The 16251-nt window shown below is 68.2% G+C and carries 18 protein-coding genes, 1 tRNA gene and 1 other RNA gene; 3 read left to right on the top strand and 17 right to left on the bottom strand.

The features are described from left to right. Positions 1 to 26 precede the first annotated feature (26 nt). From NSQ78_RS17640 to NSQ78_RS17605, 8 genes are all read right to left on the bottom strand, one after another. Positions 27 to 872, bottom strand: a complete 846-nt coding sequence (locus tag NSQ78_RS17640) for a SirB1 family protein (RefSeq protein WP_049466926.1) — start codon at positions 870 to 872, stop codon at positions 27 to 29. 132 nt (positions 873 to 1004) lie between these two features. After that, entirely contained in the window at positions 1005 to 1451 is a 447-nt protein-coding gene (locus NSQ78_RS17635; protein ID WP_053462577.1) for a DUF192 domain-containing protein, read from the bottom strand. Positions 1452 to 1472: 21 nt separating this feature from the next. Next, positions 1473 to 2120, bottom strand: a complete 648-nt coding sequence (rpiA, locus tag NSQ78_RS17630; protein ID WP_014648291.1) for a ribose-5-phosphate isomerase RpiA — start codon at positions 2118 to 2120, stop codon at positions 1473 to 1475. 22 nt (positions 2121 to 2142) lie between these two features. Further along, on the bottom strand, positions 2143 to 2622 hold the full coding sequence (locus tag NSQ78_RS17625; RefSeq protein ID WP_064239126.1) for an EVE domain-containing protein: 480 nt from the start codon (positions 2620 to 2622) through the stop codon (positions 2143 to 2145). Then, complete coding sequence (locus NSQ78_RS17620) at positions 2619 to 3212, bottom strand: 5-formyltetrahydrofolate cyclo-ligase (protein ID WP_064239125.1); 594 nt, start codon at positions 3210 to 3212, stop codon at positions 2619 to 2621. The genes NSQ78_RS17625 and NSQ78_RS17620 overlap by 4 nt, the downstream gene beginning before the upstream one ends. 83 nt (positions 3213 to 3295) lie before the next feature. After that, positions 3296 to 3481, bottom strand: a non-coding RNA gene (gene ssrS, locus NSQ78_RS17615) — 6S RNA. Between the two features lie 153 nt (positions 3482 to 3634). Beyond that, positions 3635 to 3931, bottom strand: coding sequence for a cell division protein ZapA (locus NSQ78_RS17610; RefSeq protein ID WP_005410899.1), 297 nt, complete (start codon positions 3929 to 3931; stop codon positions 3635 to 3637). Continuing rightward, the gene (locus NSQ78_RS17605) at positions 3928 to 4149 is read right to left on the bottom strand and encodes a TIGR02449 family protein (protein ID WP_005410898.1); all 222 of its coding nucleotides are present in this window, start codon (positions 4147 to 4149) and stop codon (positions 3928 to 3930) included. The genes NSQ78_RS17610 and NSQ78_RS17605 overlap by 4 nt, the downstream gene beginning before the upstream one ends. A 153-nt stretch (positions 4150 to 4302) precedes the next feature. Here NSQ78_RS17605 and NSQ78_RS17600 point away from each other — a divergent pair, with 153 nt between their 5' ends. After that, positions 4303 to 4851, top strand: a complete 549-nt coding sequence (locus tag NSQ78_RS17600; RefSeq protein ID WP_049466916.1) for a UPF0149 family protein — start codon at positions 4303 to 4305, stop codon at positions 4849 to 4851. A 5-nt stretch (positions 4852 to 4856) separates the two neighbouring features. Next, positions 4857 to 6179, top strand: a complete 1323-nt coding sequence (locus NSQ78_RS17595; protein ID WP_103282597.1) for an aminopeptidase P N-terminal domain-containing protein — start codon at positions 4857 to 4859, stop codon at positions 6177 to 6179. Between the two features lie 563 nt (positions 6180 to 6742). Here NSQ78_RS17595 and pepQ read toward each other — a convergent pair. The 7 genes from pepQ to rph all read right to left on the bottom strand — a co-directional run bounded on the left by pepQ (position 6743) and on the right by rph (position 13987). After that, positions 6743 to 8074 (bottom strand): Xaa-Pro dipeptidase, encoded by a 1332-nt coding sequence (pepQ, locus tag NSQ78_RS17590; protein ID WP_064239124.1) that lies wholly within the window; start codon positions 8072 to 8074, stop codon positions 6743 to 6745. Positions 8075 to 8149: 75 nt separating this feature from the next. After that, the gene (locus NSQ78_RS17585) at positions 8150 to 8524 is read right to left on the bottom strand and encodes a PilZ domain-containing protein (RefSeq protein ID WP_049464255.1); all 375 of its coding nucleotides are present in this window, start codon (positions 8522 to 8524) and stop codon (positions 8150 to 8152) included. Next, positions 8521 to 10800 (bottom strand): DUF1631 family protein, encoded by a 2280-nt coding sequence (locus NSQ78_RS17580; protein WP_064239123.1) that lies wholly within the window; start codon positions 10798 to 10800, stop codon positions 8521 to 8523. The genes NSQ78_RS17585 and NSQ78_RS17580 overlap by 4 nt, the downstream gene beginning before the upstream one ends. A gap of 197 nt (positions 10801 to 10997) precedes the next feature. Beyond that, positions 10998 to 12224, bottom strand: coding sequence for a radical SAM family heme chaperone HemW (gene hemW, locus NSQ78_RS17575; protein ID WP_064239683.1), 1227 nt, complete (start codon positions 12222 to 12224; stop codon positions 10998 to 11000). A 58-nt stretch (positions 12225 to 12282) separates the two neighbouring features. After that, positions 12283 to 12879 carry an RdgB/HAM1 family non-canonical purine NTP pyrophosphatase gene (gene rdgB, locus NSQ78_RS17570; protein WP_064239122.1) on the bottom strand — a complete coding sequence of 199 codons (597 nt, stop codon included), beginning with the start codon at positions 12877 to 12879 and terminating at the stop codon, positions 12283 to 12285. Next, positions 12876 to 13265, bottom strand: coding sequence for a VOC family protein (locus tag NSQ78_RS17565; protein ID WP_057493331.1), 390 nt, complete (start codon positions 13263 to 13265; stop codon positions 12876 to 12878). The genes rdgB and NSQ78_RS17565 overlap by 4 nt, the downstream gene beginning before the upstream one ends. After that, positions 13262 to 13987: a ribonuclease PH gene (rph, locus tag NSQ78_RS17560; protein ID WP_064239121.1), complete on the bottom strand. Its 726-nt coding sequence runs from the start codon at positions 13985 to 13987 to the stop codon at positions 13262 to 13264. The genes NSQ78_RS17565 and rph overlap by 4 nt, the downstream gene beginning before the upstream one ends. A gap of 124 nt (positions 13988 to 14111) precedes the next feature. Here rph and NSQ78_RS17555 point away from each other — a divergent pair, with 124 nt between their 5' ends. Beyond that, complete coding sequence (locus NSQ78_RS17555) at positions 14112 to 14972, top strand: YicC/YloC family endoribonuclease (protein WP_049464265.1); 861 nt, start codon at positions 14112 to 14114, stop codon at positions 14970 to 14972. 57 nt (positions 14973 to 15029) lie between these two features. Here NSQ78_RS17555 and selD read toward each other — a convergent pair whose 3' ends face one another. Together selD and NSQ78_RS17545 are read right to left on the bottom strand one after the other, a co-directional pair. Beyond that, positions 15030 to 16109 carry a selenide, water dikinase SelD gene (selD, locus tag NSQ78_RS17550; protein ID WP_064239120.1) on the bottom strand — a complete coding sequence of 360 codons (1080 nt, stop codon included), beginning with the start codon at positions 16107 to 16109 and terminating at the stop codon, positions 15030 to 15032. Positions 16110 to 16135: 26 nt separating this feature from the next. Beyond that, positions 16136 to 16231 (bottom strand) — tRNA-Sec (locus NSQ78_RS17545). Between the last annotated feature and the right edge of the window lie 20 nt (positions 16232 to 16251).

Here is a 16251-nt window from a genome sequence, read left to right as displayed (position 1 = left end):
GGCCGTTGGTCCACACGGCGGCACCCTCAATGCAGCCGCGGCATCGGTCCGCCCAGGTCGATCAGCTTCTCCCGCAGCCACTGCGCGTCGCTGGCCTCCGGGTTGCGCTTCAGGTACTGCCCCAGATCGTGGCGGGCGCCGGCCAGGTACTCCAGCTGCAGGTAGGCCAGGCCCCGGTCACGCAGCGCGTCGTCCTGCTCCGGGGCCAGCTTCAGCAGGCGGTCGGCACTGCGTGCCGCGCGGTCCCATTCGCCGGCCTCGGCGTACACACCATGCAGGTTGCGCAGCATGCGCATCAGGATTGCGCGCGCCGGCGCCGGGTCGAGGATCTGCGCCAGCACCTGGTCGTCGGGCATCTGCCCGCCAAGGTGTGACTTGGCCCGTTCCCGCAGTTCGTCCACGTCCAGCGGACGGCCGCCGTTGAACGGGTCCATCACCAGCACGCCGTCGTCCACCGGCAGGCGCACCAGGAAGTGGCCGGGGAAGGACACGCCATCGAGCGGAATGCCCAGCCGGCGCGCGACTTCCATCTGCACCAGCGCCAGCGAGATCGGGTTGCCCAGTCGGCGCTCGAACACCTGGTTGAGGTAGCTATTGCGCGGATCGTAGTACTTGTCGTGGTCGCCGCTGTAGCCCAGCTCGTCGAACAGGTGGCGATTGATCGCCGCCATCTTCAGCGGGCTGTTGTCGATGCTCTCCACTTCCGAGCGCAGGTGCTCGACATGGCTCTGGATCAGCGCGTCGTAGGTCGACGGCTGCAGATCGGGGTATTCATCGCGCGCGATCAGCAGCGCGGTCGGCAACAGTGGCAGTGCCTCGTCTTCGAGGTCGGCCAGTGCATCCCAGTCGGGGAGTGTGATCCGGTCCTGCATGGCCACAGACTGGCGTCATTCGCGTGCGGTTTCAAGCGGTGCCGCGTGAAAGATGCAGGGGCCGGATCCCTTCCGCGTGCGAAAGGGATCTGACCCCGATCGGGACCCCAGCCGGGTTGCCGGCCGTATCGTTTACTTTTCGATGCCCGGGCCGAATTTCAGCTCCGTGCCGTCCTTGAGCTGCAGCTTCTCGGCCTGGCCGGCGTTGAGCTCCAGCACATAACGCGCCGGGCCGCCGCTGGGGTAGGGCGGGCACATATCGCCGGCCGAGCACGGCGGCACGTCGCGCTGCTGGCTGACCAGCCTGCGCTGGTTGTCGAAGTACAGGATGTCCAGCGCGATCTTGGTGTTCTTCATCCAGTACGCCTGCATCTCCTCGCGGTCGTGGATGAACAGCATGCCGTGGTCGGCCGCCATCTGGTCGCGGAACATCAATCCGCGGGCGCGGGTCTCATCGTTGGTGGCCAGCTCGACCTGGTAGCGGGCGCCCTCCAGTTCGACCCAATGGCGGGCCGCGTCGGTGGCACAACCGGCCAGGGCCAGCAGCGGAAGCATCAGCAGCGAACGCAACAGCGACATCATCAGGATCCTTCTGAAGGGTCAGAGCACGACCGGCGGTTCGCCGCCGACGATCACCACATCGGCGCGACGCCGCGCGAACAGGCCCACACAGACCACGCCCGGCAGCTGGTTGAGCTCGCGCTCCAGCTTTTCCGGATCGGTGATCTGCAGGTTGTGGATGTCCAGGATCTGGTTGCCGTTGTCGGTGACCACGCCTTCGCGCCAGGTCGGCTGGCCGCCGGTCATGTCGCGGATCTGGCGGGCGACCAGGCTGCGCGCCATCGGGATGACTTCCACCGGCAGCGGAAACCTGCCCAGCACCGGCACCTGCTTGCTCGGGTCGACGATGCAGATGAAGCGCTCGCTGGCCTCGGCGATGATCTTCTCGCGGGTCAGTGCGGCGCCGCCGCCCTTGATCAGGCACTTGTTCGGATCGCACTCATCGGCGCCGTCCACGTACAGCGACAGGTTGCCGCTGTGGTTCAGCTCGATCACCTCGATGCCGTGCTGCTTCAGGCGCGCGGTGCTCTGCTCGGAGCTGGACACGGCGCCCTTGATGCGGTGCTGGATGCGGGCCAGGGCATCGATGAAATAGGCCACGGTGGAACCGGTGCCGACACCGACGATCATGCCGTCTTCGACGTATTCGATGGCTTTCTCGGCGGCCAGGCGCTTGGCTTCGGACATGGGAGAACTCTCAGGCAGGGAATCAGGATTTCTTTTCCAGCGACAGCAGCAGCTTCCACTGCGCGGCGGTCACCGGGAACACCGACAGGCGGTTGCCCTTGGCAACCAGCGGGAAGCCTTCGCCCAGTTCCTCGGCGTGCAGCTTGATCTCGTCCAGCGCGATCACCTGCTTCAGCTTGCGGTCGAAGGCAACGTCCACCAGCATCCAGCGCGGGTTCTCGCGCGTGCTCTTGGGGTCGTAGTAGTCGGATGTTGGATCGAACTGGGTGTCGTCCGGATAGGCCGTGCTGGCCACCGTGGCCAGGCCGACGATGCCCGGCACCTTGGTATTGGAGTGGTAGAACAGGATGCCGTCGCCGACCTGCATGCCATCGCGCATGAAGTTGCGCGCCTGGTAGTTGCGCACCCCGTTCCAGGGTTCGACCTTGACCTTGGCCAGGTCATCGATGGAGAAGGCGTCCGGTTCGGACTTCATCAGCCAGTAGCGCTTGCGGGCGGTCATGCGTTCACGGGGGCAGCGGAGGGGAACAGGGTGCCGTCTTCGGTGCAGATCGCATCCACCGGCACGTCCCACGACGCCACCGGCAAGGACTCGACCTGCTGCACCGCGAACGCAGCACCGACCAGCCAGGGCGGCGCCGGCCGGTCATGGCGGAAGGCGAAGCTGCGATCATACCAGCCGCCCCCCATGCCCAGCCGCCGGCACTGGGCGTCGAAGCCCACCAGCGGGGCCACCACCAGCGCCATCTGCGCCGGTTCCAGCGTGTCGTCCAGCGCCACGTCCGGTTCGGGAATGCCGTAGCGGTTGCTGGTCAGCGCCTGCCCCGGCCGCCACGGCGCGAAGCGCAGCACGTCGCCGGCCAGCACCGGCAGGCAGTAGGTGAGGCCTTCGGGCAGTTGCAGCTGCCAGCGGTGCAGGGCGATTTCGCCATCCAGCGCCCAGTAGCCGGCCACGGCACCGGTGCGCGGGGCGAACGGCAGGGCCAGCAGGGCATCGGCCAGCGATTCGGCGGCAGCGATGCGCTCACCGGCGGAAAGGTCGCGGCGGCGTTGCCGCAGGTCGTGGCGCAGGGCCTGGCGCGGGTCGGTCATGGCAGTGTGCGGCAAGGATCAGCCGTCATTGTGCCGGAAAGAACAAGGGCGACGCCCGAAGACGCCGCCCTTGCTGGAATATTGCATTCTCCGCAATGTCGATGCATGCGAAACGACCTTGAACCCGGGGGCTCAAGTGGGAACGCTGGAGAACCATCGGGCTTCCCGCTACAAGGCGGACCTGCACTCCCGGCGCTGTCGCGCTCCCGGTGTCGTTCTTAAGGGACAAGGCGAATGTTTGCACATGCCGTCGAGTACCGCAGAGAACGCGTGGTCATTATAGCCAGCACGCAGGATCTGGATAGGCCGTTCGTCGGCAACAGTCCGTGCCAATTCAGATATGCGAAAAGGGGACGGAGGGGATTAAGACGTTTCCGGCACGGATGGGGCGAATGCGCCTTAATCCCCTCCGTCCCCTTTTTCTAGGGGGTGCCGTCGATCGCGCGGTCCAGGCGCCGGTTCAGGTCGGCCAGGGTCTGTTGCAGGGCCACCGCCTGGCGGGCGTTCTCGTCGCGCAGCAGCTGCAGTTCGTGAGCCAGGTTGAGCGCGGCCAGCACGGCGACGCGGTCGACGGCGGCCATGCGGTTGCTGCCGCGGATCTCGCGCATGCGCGCGTCCAGCAGGCGCGCGGCTGCCATCAGGCTGTCGCGTTCATCTCCGCCGACCCCCACGGTGTATTCACGATCGAGGATGCGGACACTGACCGGTTCGGCGCTCATGTGTGCTGCTCCAGGGATTTGAGCCGGCTGATCATCGCTTCCACCCGCGAGCGCGCCTGTTCGTTCTTGGCCAGCAGCGTCGAACGCTCCGCCACCAGCTGCTCCTGCTGGTGGCGCAGGCTGCGGTTCTCCTCGGCCAGGCGCTGGTTGCGTTCAAGCAACGCTTCCACGCGGGCGGCGAAGTCCTGCAGCTGGGCAAGGGGATCGGCGGGTTCCATGCAGGCACGATAGGCAAGCCGGGCAAGGGCGGTCAAGCGCTGTCGCAGCAAGGCCGGAGGGCTACCGGGAGGATGCCGCCGGGTTGCTACACTACGGGGTCTCACGGGCGCGCGCGTGCGCGCCCCGGGTTTCCTTTCCGAACGAGCCGCACGATGACCGAACTTCCCTCCGTCGACGACGTTACCCGCGCCAGCCAGGCGTTGGGCCTGGGCGCCACCGCTGCCGAACTGCATGGCGCGCTGTGCGGCTGGCTGGCCGCCGGCGGTGCCCCCGGCAACGATTGGCCGGCACGCGTGCTGGCCGACGACAACCTGCCGCCCGTCGCTGCCGACAGCGTGCTGGGGCAGCTGCTGCAGGCCACCATCAAGCAGCTGGAAGACCGCGACTTCGCCTTCGAGCTGTTGCTGGCGGACACCGATGAGGTCTCCGCGCAGGCCGATGCCATGTTCAGCTGGACCCGCTCCTTCCTGGGCGGCTTCGGCCTGGGCAGCGGCGGCCGTCGCCCGGCCTTGTCCGAAGAGGGTGAAGAAGCGCTGACCGACATGGCCAGCCTGGCGCGCGCCTCCAGCGAGGATTTCGAGGCCGGCGGCGATGATGACGACGAAGCCCTGTCGGAGATCGAGGAGTTCATCCGCGTGGCGGTGCTGCTGCTGCACGGTGACGTGGTGCTGGCTTCGCGCCATCGTCAGCGCCTGAACTGATGGACATCAAGCAGCGCACCGGCATTGCGGCCGGCGAGTACAAGCGTCGCCGCCGCCAGCTGATGGACATGGCCGGCGAGGACGCGATCCTGGTGTTGCCGGCTGCGGCCGAAAAGGTGCGCAGCCTCGATACCCATTATCCGTTCCGGCAGGATTCGGATTTCCAGTACCTGAGCGGCTTCCCGGAACCGGAAGCAGTGCTGGTGCTGATCCCGGGCCGCCGCCACGGCGAGGCCATCCTGTTCTGCCGCGAACGTGATGCCGAGCGCGAAGCCTGGGATGGCAGCCGCGCTGGCCAGGAAGGCGCGGTGGCGCAGTACGGCATGGACGATGCCTACCCGATCGACGATCTGGACGACATCCTGCCGGGCCTGCTGGAAGGCCGTTCGCGCGTCTACTATCACTTCGGCCGCGACGCCGACTTCGACCTGAAGCTGATCGGCTGGGTCAACCGCGTGCGCTCGCAGGTACGCCATGGCGCGCAGCCGCCGCACGAGTTCCTGGAACTGGGCCACCTGCTGCACGAGCAGCGCCTGTTCAAGTCCGGCGCCGAAGTGGCGTTGATGCACCACGCGGCGCAGATCAGCGTTCGCGCCCATCTGGCGGCGATGAAGGCTGCCAGGCCGGGCATCCACGAGTACGAACTGCAGGCCGAGCTGGAACGCGTGTTCCGCGCCAGCGATGCGGTGCCGGCGTATTGCAGCATCGTCGGTGCGGGCCGCAACGGTTGCATCCTGCATTACCGGGACAACAGCGCGCGTTCGCGCGACGGCGAGCTGGTGCTGATCGACGCCGGTGCCGAGTACCGTGGCTACGCCAGCGACATCACCCGGACCTTCCCGGTGAACGGCCGCTTCAGCGCCGAGCAGCGCGCGCTGCACGACCTGGTCGGCGAGGCGCAGGCGGCGGCGTTGGCCCAGGCCAGGCCGGGCGTGCCGTACGAGGCCGGTCACCTGGCCGCGGTGCAGACCCTGACCGAGGGCCTGCTGCGGCTGGGCCTGCTGAAGGGGACGCTGGAAAAGAACCTGTCCGAAGGCCTGTACCAGCGCTTCTACCGGCACAAGACCGGGCACTGGATCGGGCTGGACGTGCACGACGTGGGCGATTACCGCCTGGCCGGGGACTCGCGCCTGCTGGAGCCGGGCATGGCGTTCACCATCGAGCCGGGGTTGTACATCGGCGTGGACGATACGACGGTGGAGCCGCGCTGGCGCGGCATCGGCATCCGCACCGAAGACGATGTGCTGATCACCGATGACGGTCATCGCGTGCTGACCGAAGGCCTGGCGCGCAGCGCCGACGAGATTGAAGCGGTGATGGCGGGGTAAGGGGTTGTTCTGCAGGGCTTGCAGCCCTGCACCCGCTGCAAGCCAGAGCAACAGCAACAGCAGCAGCAGCGGGCTACCCGTGGGATGGCGGGGCACTGTGGGTGTGCGGGGACGCCGTGAACCCGTCCATGGGGGCTTGGTCGCGGCATCCATGCCGCTCACACCCCGCAAACCCACAGTGCCTCGCCTTCGACAGGTTCACGCGGCTGTTGGTGGGTGCCGACCGTTGGTCGGCACATCTGTCAGATATCGAATGAATCATCCACGCATGGCGTGGATCTACCGGCAACTGCGGTTGTTGGCACGCGTGGCTGTGGGTAGGTGTCGACCTTGGTCGACACAGAGCGAGCGCAGCAAGCGACCCGCTTTTGCTTTTCTTTTTTCTTTTCCGTGATTGGACGCGCGCAGGAAACTGTCAAAGGTGGGGCGGGTGGGCCATGCAGGGGCGTTGGCGCCATGGATGGCGCCATCGAGCTTACAGGGACGTACTTGCAGCGTCCCCTGCATGGCCCACCCGCCCCGCCAAGCGCGGCTTTTGCTCCAAGCGCCCAACCACCAGGGGCTCAGCCGTTCGCCGCCGCAAACGCCGGCCGCGTCAGGTTGTCCGCTTCGCCCTCGGTGCACAGCACTTCGTCTTCGATGCGGATGCCACCATACGGACGGAAGAAGTCCACCCGGTCCCAGTTGATCGCATCACCATGACCGGCGTCCTTCACTTCGTTCAACAGCATGTCGATGAAGTACAGGCCCGGTTCGATGGTCACCACCATGCCCGGTTCCAGCACGCGGGTCAGGCGCAGGTACGGATGGCCCGCCGGACGCTCGATGCGGCCACCTTCGTCGCTGGCAGCGAAGCCGGCCACGTCGTGCACCTGCAGGCCGATCAGGTGGCCGATGCCGTGTGGGAAGAATGCGGCGCTGACGCCGGTCTCCAGCGCGGTCTGCGGCGACACCTTGATCACGCCGAAGTCCTTCAGCACCGCCATCAGCGAAAGATGCGCGTCCACGTGCAGCTGCTTGTAGTCGAAGCCCGGCCGCACCGCCGCGCACATCTGCTGTTGGGCAGCGTCGACGGCGGCGATCATCGCCGCAAACTCGTCGTGGCCCCGCGCTGCGTAGGTACGGGTGATGTCGCTGGCGTAGCCGTGCGCGCTGGCACCGGCATCGATCAGGAAGCTGCGCAGCGGCTGCGGTGCCTTGCGGCCCAGCTCGGTGTAATGCAGCACGGCGGCGTGCTCGTTCAACGCTACGATGTTGCCGTAGGGCAGCTCGTTGGCATCCTGGCCGACTGCCTGGCAGTACGCCATGTGGATGCTGAACTCGTCGGCGCCGTTGCGGAACGCGGCTTCGGCCGCGCGATGGCCGCGCACGCCCAGCACCTGCGCCTGCCGCATCAATGCGATCTCATACGGCGTCTTGCGGCCGCGGTGCCATTCCAGGTAGTTCACCACCGGTGCCGGGTTGTTCGGCACGTAGCTGCCCAGCGCGCTCTGCGGCTCGCCGAGGATCGCGCAGCGCGACGGGTCGGCCGGCAGCAGGGCCAGCGCCTCTTCCGGCGTGCGGATGATGTGGATATCGAAATGGTCCACCCACCAGCCGCTGGGAGCGTCGGGCACCACGTGCCAGTAGTCGAAGGGCTGGTGGAAGATCACCGCCGGGCGCTTGCCGGGGCTGAACACGATCCAGCTGTTGGGCACGCGGGTGAGCGGCAGCCAGGCCTTGAACTGCGGATTGACCGCATACGGGTAATCACGATCGTCGAACACCTGGTAGTGCAGGGTGCCGCTGGGCACCACCAGGTGGTCGAAGCCGCCGCGCGCCAGCGCCTGCTCGGCACGTCGGCACAGCACGGCCAGGTGGTCAGGATACAGGGCGCCGGGGTCTTGCTGGTTCATTGCGATGGCTCGACACGGAAAACGGCCCTAGATTCTGCCGCATACCGCAAAAAACCGCTGTGCTGGAACCGGCACTCAGGCCGTCGAAACCGGCCCCTCGTCGCTGTCTTCGCCGATCCACTGGCGCAGCAGCTGCCGATGTTCGCGGGACAGGGTGAGGAAGCGGAAGCCTGTCCAGCTCTGGCCGGGCACATGCGCCGGCTCGCTCCACAGCAGGTGCACGCCGACGTCAATGGCCTCGTGGCGGCCGTCACCGATCGGCAGCGGGAAGCGGAACTGGTACAGCGCGTCCTCGCGCAGCGGGGTGCTGGCCAGCATCAACATGCCGGTTTCGGAGACATTGCCGAGCCGGCCCACCACGCATTCGCGCATCTGGTCGGTGACTGGCACCAGATCGGAGACCTGGCGACGCGGCGCGCGGCGGGTGTCCTGCGGCGGTTGCACGTTCAAACGGACGCCTCCTTGTAATGGCCGCCAGCCAGCGCACGCAGTGCGCCGAGGCTGGCCTGCCATGCGCGATCGACCAGCCGGCCCTTGTCTTCGGTGACCAGCTGCGCGCGTCCGGCGCTGATCTGCCGGGCCAGCGTATCGAGGTCGGTATCGGCGATCTTCTGCCCGCGCGGATTGACGAACAGGGCGTGGCCGGTCAGCAGGCTGTACCAGGACAGGCGTTGGCGGCGCAGGGTGCCGTCACCGCTGTCGATGTCGAACCAGCTGCCAAAGGGCAGGGTCACCAGCTGCTGGTAGGCCGCCTCTTCGGCGCTGCTGCGCGGCGTGCGCGGGGCGTCGGCGCTGCCGCTGGCAGCATGTTCGCCCAGTCGTGCACGTGCCTTCAGGCGCGCACTGAGTTCGGTGCGCGAGGTGCTTTCATCCTCGCCTCCTGGCGTGGCCAGGCGGCGCGCAACGGCGGCGGCTTCCTCGGCGTGATAGCCGACCTGCACGAGCGCCGATTCCACCTCGCTGGCCAGCACTGCATCGGTGCCACCGTTGGCATCGACGGCCTGCGCGGTCACCGCGGCGATGCGCTCGGTCTGCAGCAGGCGTTCCTGCCACTGCGGTGAATCGTCGCCATGGCGCAGGCGGGTGAGGGTCAGTGCATCGGCCCACGCCTGGCGCAGCAGGGTCTGCACGAAGCGCGGCGGCGCCTGCAGGTCACAGCACTGGTCGATCTGCGCATTGGCCTGGCGACGCGCCAGTTCCAGCCGTTCCTTGCCGCGTGCGGCCTCGACGTGGCGGCGCTCGGCCAGCTCGGCGCGATGGGCCGCCGCGCGCTGGTGCTGCTGCACGTCCTCATTGGCGCTGGCGAAGGCTTCGGGCGAACGCGCGTCCTGGCCAAGCAGGCCCTGCACGCTCTGCGCCATGCGCTGCAGCAGCTGGGGGTCCACATCATCGTCGCCCAGCCAGTGGGCGCCGACTTCGGCGATCTGGTTGAGCAGTTCGCGTGCGGGATGCTCGTCGCGCACGAAGAAGCCGGGATCGGCCATCGCCGCACGCGCCAGCGGCACCTGCAGGCGCGCCAGCAGGGCCGCCGGCACCGGATCGGGGCGCTGCTGCTGCTGTACCTGCTGCATCAGCAGGCGCAGCAGCTCGAGATTGTCGCGGTCGTGGCTGCCCAGTTGGGCCTGTGCGCCGTGCTCGCTGCGCAACTGGGCGACCACCGCAGCCTCCAGGTCGGCGACCCCGGTGGCCGCGCTGGACTGGGCCTGCAGGCGCGCGAGGACCGCATCGACGGCCGCGCTGGGCACCGCAGCGTGATCGGCAGCGGGCGCCGAGGCATGGCGGGCCTGCTGCAGCAGTTCATGCAGCACGCTGCCGGTGGCCGTGGTCACGCCAGCGGTGGCTGCGCCCGGCGTACCCGCATCGTTGAAGGCATCCTGCACCAGGTTCGACCATGAACCGGCGGGCGCGGAGCCGTTCCAACCGGTCAGTGGCGCGGCGGCACGCTTGGCAGGCTGGGTTGCGCGGCCGCCACCCACCGACTGGGTAATGATCCGACGGGTGCTTGCTGAGCGAGCCAGGTACGGGGTGTAGACCAGCCCCGGCAGCACGCCGTGCTGGGCCAGCAGCGCATTGGCCCGGTCCAGCACTTCGCCCAGGCGCTCCAGCACCTGCCGCTCGAAGCTGCGGTACAACGCAAGCTGCACCTCCACGCCCAGGGCGTCCTGTTCGGCGATCCGGCGCACCATCGCGCACAGGGCCTGCGGTGCCAGTGGCAGGGTGTCGGCCTCGAAGGCGGGCGCCGCTGCAAGCACGCCCAGGCGTTGGCCCAGCAGGTTCAGCGAATTGGTCGAGCGCAGGGTTTCGCGCCGGACCATCTCGGTCAGCAGCAGGTCGCGGTCCACCTCGTGCTCATCGACCAGCGACAGCCCGAGCATGCCTGGCAGGGGCGGCGGGGTGGCGTGCGCTGCCGAAGCGGTGGACGGCTCGCGCAGGCCCGCCAGTGCCTCGGCGACGGCATCAAGCATGCGGTCGGCGAAATGGCCGGCGAAGGCGTGCAGCTGGCCGCGCTGCGCCATCAGGTCCGCCTGCTGCATGGGATTGCGTGCACGGTCGGCGTCGTGCAGCAGCGTCTGCTCCAACGCTTCGACGGTCAGGATCAGCGGCGCGGCCAACGTTTGCCGGCACAGGCCGATCAATGCGCCCAACAGCTCGCGCACCCGCGGTGGCAGGTCACTGGCGGCCAGGCGGGCCTTGTCGGCAGGGGTGATGGAAAAGACAGCTGACATCGGCGAGCGGTACCCGGATTCCCGCGGATCGATCGAGTGAATCTACCGTGTCGGCCGCAGTCAGCGCTACTTTAGGGTGAATGCGCGTGCGGGTCGCGGCCATGCCCGACGCATGAACGGTAGTGTAGGCCGCTGGTAAGCAGAACCGTCTTTACCGGGTTGCCTGCCAGCGGGCACTACCCGGTATGGCGCAGGGCTTATTCCTCCAGGAACAGGCTCACCACGTCGTTGGTGAACCGGCGGCCCAGCTCGGTCGGCTGCACGTGGCCCTCCGCCACGTCCAGCCAGCCGCGCTGGACGGCCTCGGCCAGCGGAGCGTCCAGCACGCTGCGCGGCAGCCCGGTGCGCGACTCGAAATCGCGCAGGCTGAAACCTTCGTGCAGGCGCAGCAGGTTGAGCATGTACTCGAACGGCAGGCGCGCGGCTGCGATCACATCGTCGCCACCGAACGAGGCCGGCGTGCCGGCGCTGTCCAGGTAGGCCTGCGGGTGCTTCAGTTTCCAGCGGCGCAGCACGTGTTCTTCGGCGCCCGAGCTGATCTTGCCATGCGCACCGGCACCGATGCCCAGGTAATCGCCGAAGCGCCAGTAGTTCAGGTTGTGCGCGCTCTGCCGGCCAGGGCGCGCGTAGGCGCTGACCTCGTACTGGCCGAAGCCGGCCTGCGCCAGCAGCGCCTGGCAGTGTTCCTGCATGTCCCAGGCGTGGTCTTCATCGGGAATGCCCTGCGGCGGCCGCGCGAAGAACACCGTGTTCGGTTCCAGGGTCAGCTGGTAGTGCGAGATATGCGCCGGCTGCAGCGCGAACGCACGCTCCAGATCGGCCTCGGCGCCGGCCAGGGTCTGTTCCGGCAGCGCGTACATCAGGTCGATGTTGAAATTGTCGTAGCCCGCGTCCTGCGCCATCTTCACTGCGCGCTCGGCTTCGCCACTGTCGTGGATGCGGCCCAGGCGCTTGAGCATCGCGTCGTCGAAACTCTGGATGCCGAAGCTGAGGCGGTTCACGCCGGCCGCGCGGTAGCGGTCGAAGCGGCCATGCTCGGCGGTGCCCGGGTTGGTCTCCAGGGTGATCTCGGCATTGGGTGCGAAGCGCAGGCGCGCGCTGGCCTGCTGCAGGAAGCGGTCGATGGCGTCGGGCGGGAACAGGCTGGGCGTGCCGCCACCGAAGAATACGCTGTGCACCACCCGGCCCCAGACCAGCGGCAGGTCCTGGTCGAGGTCGCGCAGCAGTGCATCGATGTAGGCCTCGAACGGCAGGTCGCCCTTGGCCTGGTGCGAATTGAAATCGCAGTAGGGGCACTTGCGCACGCACCACGGCAGGTGCACGTACAGCGACAGCGGTGGCGGCACCAGTCGCGGTGCGCTGTCGTGGTCAGCGGAACAGGCTTCGCCGGGCAGGTGGGTGCAGTGGTCGTGGGCGTGCGGCATGGGCTTCATCGGTAGTGCCGGCCGTTGGCCGGCTTCCCTGGTTCGATCAGGTCGGGCGTCAGTACAGCGTCGCCAGCTGCTGCTTGAGCTGCTGCAGGGCAATGGCACGGTGGCTGATGGCGTTCTTCAGGGCCGGCTCCATTTCCGCGGCGGTCAGGCCGTGGGTGGTGTCCAGGAACACCGGGTTGTAGCCGAAACCATTGGTGCCACGCAGCTCGCGGATGATCTGCCCTTCCCAGCGGCCTTCGCAGATCAGCGGCTGCGGGTCGGTGGCGTGGCGCAGCAGCACGATTACCGCGTAGAAGCGGGCGCTGCGCTGGCCGTCGGGCACTGCGGCCATCGCGTCCAGCAGCTTGGCGTTGTTGGCCGCGGCGTTGGTCGGGTGGCCGGCATAGCGCGCGCTGTACAGTCCCGGTGCACCGCCCAGGGCATCGACGATCAGGCCCGAATCATCGGCCAGCGCCGGCAGGCCGGTCGCTTCGCAGGCGGCGCGTGCCTTCAGCAGTGCGTTCTCGACGAAGGTCAGGCCGGTCTCCTCGACGTCGCCCAGGCCCAGCCCGGCGGCCGAGGTGATCTGCAGCGGCAGGTCGGCGAGGATCTCCTGCATCTCCACCAGCTTGCCGGCATTGTGGCTGGCCAGTACCAGTTTGTTCATTGACGGGGCTCCAACAGGTCCCAGGTGTTGCCATACAGGTCGCGGAATACCGCGACCGTTGCATAGGGTTCTTCGCGCGGTGCTTCCAGGAACTCGACGCCGGCGGCCAGCATCGCGGCGTGGTCGCGGTGGAAGTCGTCGGTGTGGAGGAAGAAGGCAACGCGGCCACCGGTCTGGTTGCCGATGCGGCTGCGCTGTTCCTCGTCGCTGGCGCGTGCCAGCAGCAGGGCGGCGGCGCTGCCGTCGGTCGGGCCGACCACCACCCAGCGCTTGTGCCCCTGGTCGATGTCTTCGAGCAATGCGAAGCCGAGCTTGCCGGTGTACCACGCAATGGCTTCGTCATAGTCGGCCACCACCAGGGTGGTCAGGGCAAGGCGCCGGTTCATGCCGACAGCGCCGCCTGCTGCGCGGCCAGCAGCTCGGCCACGCCCTTCTCGGCCAGGCCCAGCAGCGCGTCCAGTTCATCGCGACGGAAGGCATGGCCTTCGGCGGTGCCCTGCAGCTCGATGAAGCCGCCGCCGTCGTTCATCACCACGTTCATGTCGGTGTCGCAGTCGCTGTCTTCGGCGTAGTCCAGGTCCAGCACCGGGGTGCCGCGGTACAAGCCCACCGACACCGCCGCCACTGCGCCCAGGACCGGGTTGCGCTTGATGTCGCCGCGCTTGATCAGCACGTTCACTGCATCGACCAGGGCCACGTAGGCGCCGGTGATGGCGGCGGTGCGGGTGCCACCGTCGGCCTGCAGCACGTCGCAGTCGAGGGTGATGGTGCGCTCGCCCAGCGCGTTGCGGTCCACGCAGGCGCGCAGGCTGCGGCCGATCAGGCGCTGGATCTCCAGCGTGCGGCCGCCCTGCTTGCCACGCGCTGCTTCGCGGTCGCTGCGGGTGTGGGTGGCGCGCGGCAGCATGCCGTACTCGGCCGTCACCCAGCCTTCGCCCTTGCCGCGCAGGAAGCCCGGCACGCGGTTCTCGACGCTGGCGGTGCACAGCACGCGGGTTTCACCGAAGCACACCAGCACCGAACCTTCGGCGTGGCGGGTGAAGCCGCGTTGGATGACGACCGGGCGGAGCTGGTCGGGCTGGCGGCCGCTGGGGCGGGAATCGGACATGGTGCGGGTTCCGTAATGGCGAGGGAGTACGCCGCCACGCCCGCGGCCTTCACGGGGCGGGCGAGGGGGCTCTGGTGAGGGCGCTAGGGTACCATTCCCCCTTTGCACGCACCGGACACATTCCATGATTCGAAGCATGACCGCCTATGCCGGCGGCGAGCGGGTCACCCCGTGGGGCACGCTGGGCTGCGAGCTGCGCTCGGTCAACCATCGTTTCCTGGAGGTCGGCACCCGCCTGCCCGAGGAACTGCGGGCGCTCGAACCGCAGCTGCGCGAGCGCATCGCCGCCCGCCTGAGCCGCGGCAAGCTGGATCTGGTGATGCGCCTGCGCGCGCCGGAAGCGGCCGCCAACCTGCAGGTGGACGAGGCCCTGCTGGGCCAGTTGGGGCGCCTGGCGCATCGCCTGACCTCCGATTTTCCCAACCTGCAGGTCAGCTTCACCGACCTGCTGCAGCTGCCGGGCGTGACCCGCGGCGAGGCCACCGATGCGGCCGCCCTGCAGGTCGAGGCGCTGGCCCTGCTGGACCAGGTGCTGGACGGCTTCGTCGAGGCCCGCGAGCGCGAAGGTGGCAAGCTGGCCGCGGCCATCAGCGAACGCGTGGACGGTATTGAACGCATCGCCGCCGACGTCCGCACGCTGATTCCGGCCATTCGCGACGGCCAGCGCGCCAAGCTGGCCGCACGCCTGGCCGATCTGCCGCACCCGGTCGACCCGGGCCGCGCCGAGCAGGAGCTGGTGCTGTGGCTGCAGAAGCTGGATGTGGATGAAGAGCTGGACCGGCTCGGCAGCCATATCGTCGAGATCCGCCGCGTGCTCAAGCAGCGCGAGCCGGTCGGCCGCCGCCTGGACTTCCTGCTGCAGGAGTTCAACCGCGAAGCCAACACGCTGGGCTCGAAGTCGGTGGACAGCCGTACCTCCAATGCGGCGGTGGAGCTGAAGGTGCTGATCGACCAGATCCGCGAGCAGGTGCAGAACATCGAGTGAGGTTGCATCCGGCAACAGCGCAGGGGCGCCTTCGGGCGCCCTTGTCGTTTCAACACATCAGCGCACGCTGACGCCCGGCGCGCCTTCGGCCAGCCGCCCCACCACGGCCGCCTGGCCGAACCCGGCGTCGTGGAAACAGGCCAGCACCGCATCCACCGCATCCGGGGCACAGGACACCAACAGGCCGCCACTGGTCTGCGGGTCGGTCAGCAGTGGCTGCCAGTGGGCGGCCAAGCCTTCGGCGAAGCGCACCCCGGTGCCATACGAGGCCCAGTTGCGATTGGAGGCGCCGGTCACGCAGCCACGCTGCAGCAGATGCAACGTCTGCGGCAGCAACGGGATCTGCGCGCTGTCCACTTCGGCGCCGACGCCGCTGGCGCGGCACACTTCCAGCAGATGGCCGAGCAGGCCGAAGCCGGTGACGTCGGTCATGGCATGCACACCGTCCAGCGCGGCCAGTGGTACGCCCACGCTGTTCAGGCGGGTGGTCGACGCGATCATCTGCCGGTAGCCGTCGGCATCCAGCACTTCCTTCTTCAGTGCTGACGAATACACGCCCACGCCCAACGGCTTACCCAGCACCAGCACATCGCCGGCGCGGGCATCGGCATTGCGCTTGAGCCGTTGCGGATCGAGCACGCCGATCGCGGCAAGGCCATAGATCGGTTCCACCGAATCGATGCTGTGGCCGCCGGCCACCACGATGCCGGCGTCGGCGCAGGCACGCTCGCCGCCCTGCAGGATGGCGCGGATGGTGTCCTGTGGCAGCGTGTTGATCGGCATGCCGACGATGGCCAGCGCGAACAAGGGTCGTGCGCCCATCGCGTACAGGTCCGACAACGCGTTGGTGGCGGCGATGCGGCCGAAGTCGAACGGGTCGTCGACGATCGGCATGAAGAAATCAGTGGTGGCGACAATCGCCTGGCGGTCATCGAGGCGATACACCGCCGCGTCGTCGCTGGTCTCGCGGCCGACCAGCAGTTCAGCCGGTGCGGGAAGTGCCGGAACGCCGCGCAGAAGCTCGGTCAGCACGCCCGGCGCGATCTTGCAGCCGCAACCGCCACCGTGGGCCAGCGAGGTCAGTCGTTGCGGGGCATCGGCCGTGGAAGGGGCGGGGGACTGCGCGTGCGTGGCCATGCCGACATCTCCTGCGGAAACACGAATGGCGGAAGACAGCAGGAGTCGAACCTACCAGGGAGCGATCGACGCCCCCTACTGGGTTTGAAGCCCAGCCGCATGCCCGGATGCGCATGCCTTCCGAAGTACTGCGGTGCCGGTG

It is taken from the genome of Stenotrophomonas sp. FSL W7-1447, from assembly GCF_037966425.1.
Classification (GTDB): domain Bacteria; phylum Pseudomonadota; class Gammaproteobacteria; order Xanthomonadales; family Xanthomonadaceae; genus Stenotrophomonas; species Stenotrophomonas pavanii.
Note: the sequence above shows the minus strand (reverse complement) of the source record. Positions and strands in the feature narration are given on the sequence as shown.

What these genes read in the sequence shown, in the direction of transcription:
- NSQ78_RS17640 (WP_049466926.1), bottom strand. Translation starts at nt 872, where the DNA reads ATGCAGGACCGGATCACACTCCCCGACTGGGATGCACTGGCCGACCTC.
- NSQ78_RS17610 (WP_005410899.1), bottom strand. Translation starts at nt 3,931, where the DNA reads ATGAGCGCCGAACCGGTCAGTGTCCGCATCCTCGATCGTGAATACACC.
- rpiA (WP_014648291.1), bottom strand. Translation starts at nt 2,120, where the DNA reads ATGTCCGAAGCCAAGCGCCTGGCCGCCGAGAAAGCCATCGAATACGTC.
- rph (WP_064239121.1), bottom strand. Translation starts at nt 13,987, where the DNA reads ATGTCCGATTCCCGCCCCAGCGGCCGCCAGCCCGACCAGCTCCGCCCG.
- selD (WP_064239120.1), bottom strand. Translation starts at nt 16,109, where the DNA reads ATGGCCACGCACGCGCAGTCCCCCGCCCCTTCCACGGCCGATGCCCCG.
- NSQ78_RS17580 (WP_064239123.1), bottom strand. Translation starts at nt 10,800, where the DNA reads ATGTCAGCTGTCTTTTCCATCACCCCTGCCGACAAGGCCCGCCTGGCC.
- NSQ78_RS17600 (WP_049466916.1), top strand. Translation starts at nt 4,303, where the DNA reads ATGACCGAACTTCCCTCCGTCGACGACGTTACCCGCGCCAGCCAGGCG.
- NSQ78_RS17625 (WP_064239126.1), bottom strand. Translation starts at nt 2,622, where the DNA reads ATGACCGCCCGCAAGCGCTACTGGCTGATGAAGTCCGAACCGGACGCC.
- NSQ78_RS17555 (WP_049464265.1), top strand. Translation starts at nt 14,112, where the DNA reads ATGATTCGAAGCATGACCGCCTATGCCGGCGGCGAGCGGGTCACCCCG.
- hemW (WP_064239683.1), bottom strand. Translation starts at nt 12,224, where the DNA reads ATGCCGCACGCCCACGACCACTGCACCCACCTGCCCGGCGAAGCCTGT.
- NSQ78_RS17620 (WP_064239125.1), bottom strand. Translation starts at nt 3,212, where the DNA reads ATGACCGACCCGCGCCAGGCCCTGCGCCACGACCTGCGGCAACGCCGC.
- rdgB (WP_064239122.1), bottom strand. Translation starts at nt 12,879, where the DNA reads ATGAACAAACTGGTACTGGCCAGCCACAATGCCGGCAAGCTGGTGGAG.
- NSQ78_RS17635 (WP_053462577.1), bottom strand. Translation starts at nt 1,451, where the DNA reads ATGTCGCTGTTGCGTTCGCTGCTGATGCTTCCGCTGCTGGCCCTGGCC.
- pepQ (WP_064239124.1), bottom strand. Translation starts at nt 8,074, where the DNA reads ATGAACCAGCAAGACCCCGGCGCCCTGTATCCTGACCACCTGGCCGTG.
- NSQ78_RS17565 (WP_057493331.1), bottom strand. Translation starts at nt 13,265, where the DNA reads ATGAACCGGCGCCTTGCCCTGACCACCCTGGTGGTGGCCGACTATGAC.
- NSQ78_RS17605 (WP_005410898.1), bottom strand. Translation starts at nt 4,149, where the DNA reads ATGGAACCCGCCGATCCCCTTGCCCAGCTGCAGGACTTCGCCGCCCGC.